The sequence below is a fragment of the Streptomyces phytophilus genome, assembly GCF_013870535.1.
Lineage (GTDB): Bacteria > Actinomycetota > Actinomycetes > Streptomycetales > Streptomycetaceae > Streptomyces > Streptomyces phytophilus.
Genome location: NZ_JACBXC010000329.1, coordinates 1 through 5,427 on the forward strand (window position 1 = coordinate 1; position 5,427 = coordinate 5,427).

Annotated in this window: 4 protein-coding genes; 1 reads left to right on the forward strand and 3 read right to left on the reverse strand. The window is 72.7% G+C overall.

The features are described from left to right. Both H5J30_RS16150 and H5J30_RS16155 read right to left on the reverse strand, forming a co-directional pair. On the reverse strand, positions 1–1,357 hold a 1,357-nt coding region (locus tag H5J30_RS16150; RefSeq protein WP_181788129.1), incomplete at its 3' end, for a vWA domain-containing protein. A gap of 271 nt (positions 1,358–1,628) precedes the next feature. After that, the gene (locus H5J30_RS16155; protein ID WP_181788130.1) at positions 1,629–3,122 is read right to left on the reverse strand and encodes a CoA-acylating methylmalonate-semialdehyde dehydrogenase; all 1,494 of its coding nucleotides are present in this window, start codon (positions 3,120–3,122) and stop codon (positions 1,629–1,631) included. 229 nt (positions 3,123–3,351) lie between these two features. Between H5J30_RS16155 and H5J30_RS16160 the strand changes: the two genes are divergently transcribed. Further along, positions 3,352–3,552 carry a helix-turn-helix transcriptional regulator gene (locus H5J30_RS16160; protein WP_018834156.1) on the forward strand — a complete coding sequence of 67 codons (201 nt, stop codon included), beginning with the start codon at positions 3,352–3,354 and terminating at the stop codon, positions 3,550–3,552. 46 nt (positions 3,553–3,598) lie between these two features. Here the strand turns inward: H5J30_RS16160 and H5J30_RS16165 are convergent. Beyond that, positions 3,599–5,427, reverse strand: a 1,829-nt coding sequence (locus H5J30_RS16165) for an MMPL family transporter (RefSeq protein WP_181788131.1), incomplete at its 5' end; no start/stop codon positions are given.

Consider the following 5,427-nt stretch of genomic DNA (forward strand, 5'->3'; position numbering starts at 1 on the left):
CCCACAGGTCGCCGGTCAGGGCGCCCGCGTCGACGGTGCTGGACTCCTCCTGCGGGGCGCGGGTGTCGGGGTCGAGCCAGCGCACGGTGGCCGTCGCGACGCTGCCCGAGGCGCCCTCGGCGAGCCGTACTGCGTACAGCGCGGTGACGGTGTGGCCGGGGCCGACCTCGCCGCCGTCGACGGCGTCGTTGCGGAAGTCCTCGTCGGCGACCTGGCGGTTCTCGTAGCCGATCAGCCGGTAGTCGGAGACGGCGTCCGGGTCGAAGACGACTTGCGCCTTGGCGTCGCGGGCGCGCAGGTCGACGTTGCGCGGCAGGTCCTCGACGAAGACCTTGCGGGCCTGGTCGGTCTCGGAGACGTAGGTGGTGTGGCCGTCGCCCTGGTTGGTCAGCCGCTCCATCAGCGCGTCGCCGTACTCGCTGCCGACGCCGACGCCGAACAGGGTGATGCCGAAGTCCTCCCGGGCCGCGGCGATGCGGTCGAGGATCGCGTCGGCGCCGGTGGCGCCGGTGTTGGCGAGCGCGTCGGAGAGGAGGACGACGCGGTTCGTGGCGCCCTTGCGATGGCCGTCAACCGCCTCGTCGTAGCCGCGGGCCATGCCGGCCTCGACGTTCGTGCTCTCGGCGGGCTGCAACTTCTCGACCGCGTCGTGTATGCGGTCCTGGGCCCCGCCGACCGCCGTCATCGGCAGCACGGTGCGGGCCTCGTCGCTGAACGCGACGAGTGCCAGCGCGTCGTCGTCGCGCAGTTCGTCGACCGCGGTGTGCAGGGACTCCCGTACGAGGCTGAGCCGGCCGGGCTCCGCCATCGAGCCGGAGACGTCCACGACGAAGGTCAGCGATGCGGGCCGGCGCGTCTTCGTGCCGTACTCGTTGCCGTCGGGGCGGGTCGCCAGCCCCACGCGCATCAGCGACCAGCCGTCGTCCGCCGCTTGGGCGCCGTCGGTGGTGACGGAGAAGCCGTCGTCCTCGGGCGCGGGGTAGTCCTGCCGGAAGCTGTTGACGAACTCCTCGTGGCGCACGGTGTCCGGCTGCGGCAGCGAGCCGGCGCCGATGGTGCGGCGGGCGTAGCTGTACGAGGCGGTGTCCACGTCGAGCGCGAAGGTGGACACCATGTCGGGCTCGGGTACGAAGGAGTCCGCCCGCTGCTTGCCCGCGGCCTCCGGGGCGGCGTCGTACGCGCCGTCCGGGGCTGCCGGGGCGGGCGCCCCCTGGGCCGGCGGGGGCACGTCCCCGGCGCCGCCTCCCTCCTGGGAGAGCCGTTCCTTCCCTGTGTCGCTCCCGCCCCCGCTGCAACCCGTCAGCAGCAGCGGCACCGCCGCCAGTCCTGCCAGTCCTGTGAGCACCACGCGTCTCATCGCGCCCCTCCCTCGTGCCGTCCTCATCGGGACTGTGACGAAGGAGGGGGCGATTCGGTGCCGTTACTCCGTCGACTGCTCCGTCGACTCCCGGATCCCGGCCCATGGCATCAGTGACACGGCATCAGCTCCTCGCACACACGACGGTTGATGGTGGAGGCGGTGCGGAACACCGGAACCGTCCGGATCCCGGTGCCGCAGACAAGTCGCACCGTTACTCGCAAAGTACCCCCCGTCCGCGCGATCTGCCTCCCCAATGCCGGGACCGGTCTCAGTCGGACGTCGGGAAGCCGAGGTCGACACCGCCGTCCGCGGGGTCGGGCCAGCGGGTCGTGACGACCTTCGCCCGGGTGTAGAAGCGGACGCCGTCCTCGCCGTAGATGTGGTGGTCGCCGAAGAGGGACTCCTTCCAGCCGCCGAAGGAGTGGTAGCCCACGGGCACGGGGATCGGCACGTTCACGCCGACCATCCCGGCCGTGGCCTCCAGCTGGAAGCGCCGCGCGGCGCCGCCGTCGCGGGTGAAGATGGCGGTGCCGTTGCCCCACGGCGAGCCGTTGACGAGCCGCACGCCCTCCTCGTACGTCTCCGCCCGCACCACGCACAGCACCGGCCCGAAGATCTCGTCCCGGTACGCGTCGGACTCCACCGGCACCCGGTCCAGCAGGCTCACCCCGATCCAGTGGCCGTCCTCGCGGCCGGGGACGGTGTAGCCCGTGCCGTCCACGACCACCTCGGCGCCCTGCGCCGCCGCACCCCGCACGTAGCCGGCGACCTTGTCGCGGTGCTCGCGGGTGATGAGCGGGCCCATCTCCGAGTCGGGGTCGTCGCCGGGGCCGATCCGGACCTTGCGCGCCCGCTCGGCGATCTTCGCCACCAGCTCGTCGCCGGTGCCGCCGACCGCGACCACCGCGGAGACCGCCATGCAGCGCTCCCCCGCCGAGCCGTACGCCGCCGAGACCGCGGCGTCCGCGGCCGCGTCCAGATCGGCGTCGGGCAGCACCAGCATGTGGTTCTTCGCCCCACCGAGCGCCTGGACGCGCTTGCCGTGGGAGGTGCCGGTGGTGAAGACGTACCGGGCGATCGGGGTGGAGCCGACGAAGCTGAGCGCGGCGACGTCGGGGTGCTCCAGCAGCCGGTCGACGGCCTCCTTGTCGCCGTGGACGACGTTGAACACGCCCTCCGGCAGCCCGGCCTCCGCCAGCAGCTCCGCGAGCAGCCCGGCCGCCGACGGGTCCTTCTCGCTCGGCTTCAGCACGAAGGTGTTGCCGCAGGCGATGGCCAGCGGGAACATCCACATCGGCACCATGGCGGGGAAGTTGAACGGCGTGATGCCCGCGACCACGCCGACGGGCTGCCGGATCGAGGCGACGTCGATACGGGTGGAGACCTGCGTGGACAGCTCGCCCTTGAGCAGCTGCGGGATGCCGCAGGCGACCTCGACGATCTCCAGCCCGCGGGCCACCTCCCCGAGGGCGTCGGAGTGCACCTTGCCGTGCTCGGCGGTGATCAGCCGGGCGACGTCCTCGCGGCGGGCGGCGAGCAGTTCGCGGAAGCGGAACAGCACGGAGGTACGCCGCGCGAGCGACGACACGCTCCACTCCGCGAACGCCTCGCGGGCGGCGGCGACGGCGGCGTCCACCTCGGCTGCGGAGGCGAACGCGACCTCGGCGGCCTGCGCTCCGGTGGCGGGGTCGTAGACCGGTCCCGACCGTCCCGAGGCGCCCTCGACTGCCTTGCCGCCGATCCAGTGGCCGATGGTCTTCATGGGCAATCCCTTCGTCCAGCAACGGTCTCGGTCTAACCGCCGCCGCCGAGCCGTGTCAATCATGCGTGGATCACGTCGCGTGCGTGTCCCGTCACCAATGTCACGGTTGCGTCGGTTCCCCACCACATCTGCTCGACAACCCCCCGGCGGTGGTCGGCCGGGGCGCCCGGCGGGCACAGGGTCACTGATCACCAGGGGCGCTGCCCCGGCGCCCCGCCGGGAGGTACAGATGACGGACAGCCTGTGGTCGTACAAGGAGATCGCGGCCCACATCGGCGTGCAGACCGAGACCGTGCGGTCGTACCGGAAGCACGGGATGCTGCCGGCGCCCGACGTCGTCGAGCACGGCAAGCCCTACTGGTACCCCGACACGGTGCGCGCCTGGGTCGCCCAGCGGCCCAGCAGCCGCGGCCGGCGCGGCCGCGGGTGACGTCGCCCCCCGCGGCCGGGCCGACCGCGCCCGCGCTGCTCCGGCGTCACCGCTCCCCGACGGTCGCGAGATCGTCGGACCTGTCCGCCGGCCGCTGCTCCTGACCGGGCGTCCCGGGTCCGCCTTCGCCGAATCCGCTGCGCTCCACGCGCTCGTGGAAGCGGCGCAGCGGCCCGGGCGCCCACCATGTGGCGGCCCCGGTCAGCTTGAGCACCGCGGGCACCAGCAGTCCGCGGACGACCATCGCGTCCATCAGCACCGCGAGCGCGAGGCCGATGCCGAGCATCTTGGTGTTGGTGACCCGCGAGGTGCCTATCGCGACCATCACCACCGCGAGGATCACCGCGGCGGCGGTGATGAGCCCGCCGGTCCGCCGCAGCCCGAAGACGACGGCCCGGTCCTGGTCCCCCGTGCGGTCGTACTCCTCCTTGATGCGGGAGAGCAGGAAGACGCCGTAGTCCATGGAGAGGCCGAAGGCGACGCAGAACATCAGCACCGGCAGCGTCGTCTCGATGTCGCCGGTCGAGTTGAAGTTGAGGGCGCCGGACAGGTTGCCGTCCTGGAAGATCCACACGATGGCGCCGAACATCGCGGTGAGGCTCAGCGCGTTGAGGACGACCGCCACGAACGGTATGAGCACGCTGCCGGTGAGCAGGAAGAGCAGGATCAGCGTCGCCAGCACGATCAGCAGTGCGGCCCAGGGCAGGACGGACGCGATGGAGTCCTTGGCGTCCACCAGGTCGGCGGCCTCGCCCGTGGCGGACGCCTCGAAGGGCGGCCCGAGGTCGCGGATGTCGCGCACCAGGTCCTGGCTGGCCGCGTCCACCGACTCGCTCTCGCCCGTCACGGTCAGATAGCCGGCGCCGGCGTCCCTCACGGGCCCGTCGACCCGCTCGACGCCGTCCAGCGCGGCGAGTTGCTCCCGGTACCCGGCCAGCTCCCCGGCGGCCGGGTCACCCTCGACGTAGATCTCGATGGTCCCGCCGGGGGTGTCCGGGAAGCCCTCCCTGATGAGCTGCTGGACCTGGTGCGACTCGGCCGACCGGGGAAGCTGCCGGTCGTCCGCAGTGCCGAACTCCACCTGGAGGAACGGCAGTCCGAGCAGCACCAGCCCCGCGGTCGTGAGCACCGCGAAGACCGGCGCCCGGCGCATCACGAGCTTCGCCAGCCGCGCCCAGCCGCGTCCGCTCTCGGCGCCGCCGGGCACCCCGCCGCGCCTGGGCAGGATGCGCCAGGAGTTGACCCGCGGGCCGAGCAGCACCAGCGCGGCAGGCAGCACGGTCAGCGCCGCCACCGCGGCGAGCAGCACCACCGCTATCCCGGCGTACGCGAACGAGCGCAGGAAGTACTGCGGGAACAGCAGCATCGCCGAGAGCGACACGGCGACGGTCAGCGCCGAGAACAGCACCGTGCGGCCGGCGGTCCGCAGCGTGGTGCCCACCGCGCCCAGCGGATCCGCGCCCGCGGCCAGCTCCTCGCGGTAGCGCCGGACGATGAACAGCGCGTAGTCGATGGCGAGTCCGAGGCCGAGGGCCGTGGTCAGGTTCTGCGCGAAGACCGACACGTCGGCGAACTCGGTGATGCCGCGCAGCACCGCGTTCGTCCCCAGGATGGCGACGATGCCCACCGCCAGCGGCAGCAGCGCGGCGACCGCGCTGCCGAAGACGACGACGAGCAGCAGGAGCGTCACCGGCAGGGCGATGATCTCGGCCCGCAGCAGGTCCTCCTGGATGGTGCTCTGCAAGTCGTCGTAGACCGCGGCCTGCCCGCCGAGACGCACCTCGACCGGGCCGTGCTCGCCGCGGAAGTCGGGGGCGAGAGCGTCGAAGACGTCTCTGGTGTGCGTCTCGTCCCCGGTGATGCGCGCGGCGACGA

Coding starts and splice junctions, on each gene's coding strand:
- H5J30_RS16155 (WP_181788130.1), bottom strand. CDS start 3,122: ATGAAGACCATCGGCCACTGGATCGGCGGCAAGGCAGTCGAGGGCGCC.
- H5J30_RS16160 (WP_018834156.1), top strand. CDS start 3,352: ATGACGGACAGCCTGTGGTCGTACAAGGAGATCGCGGCCCACATCGGC.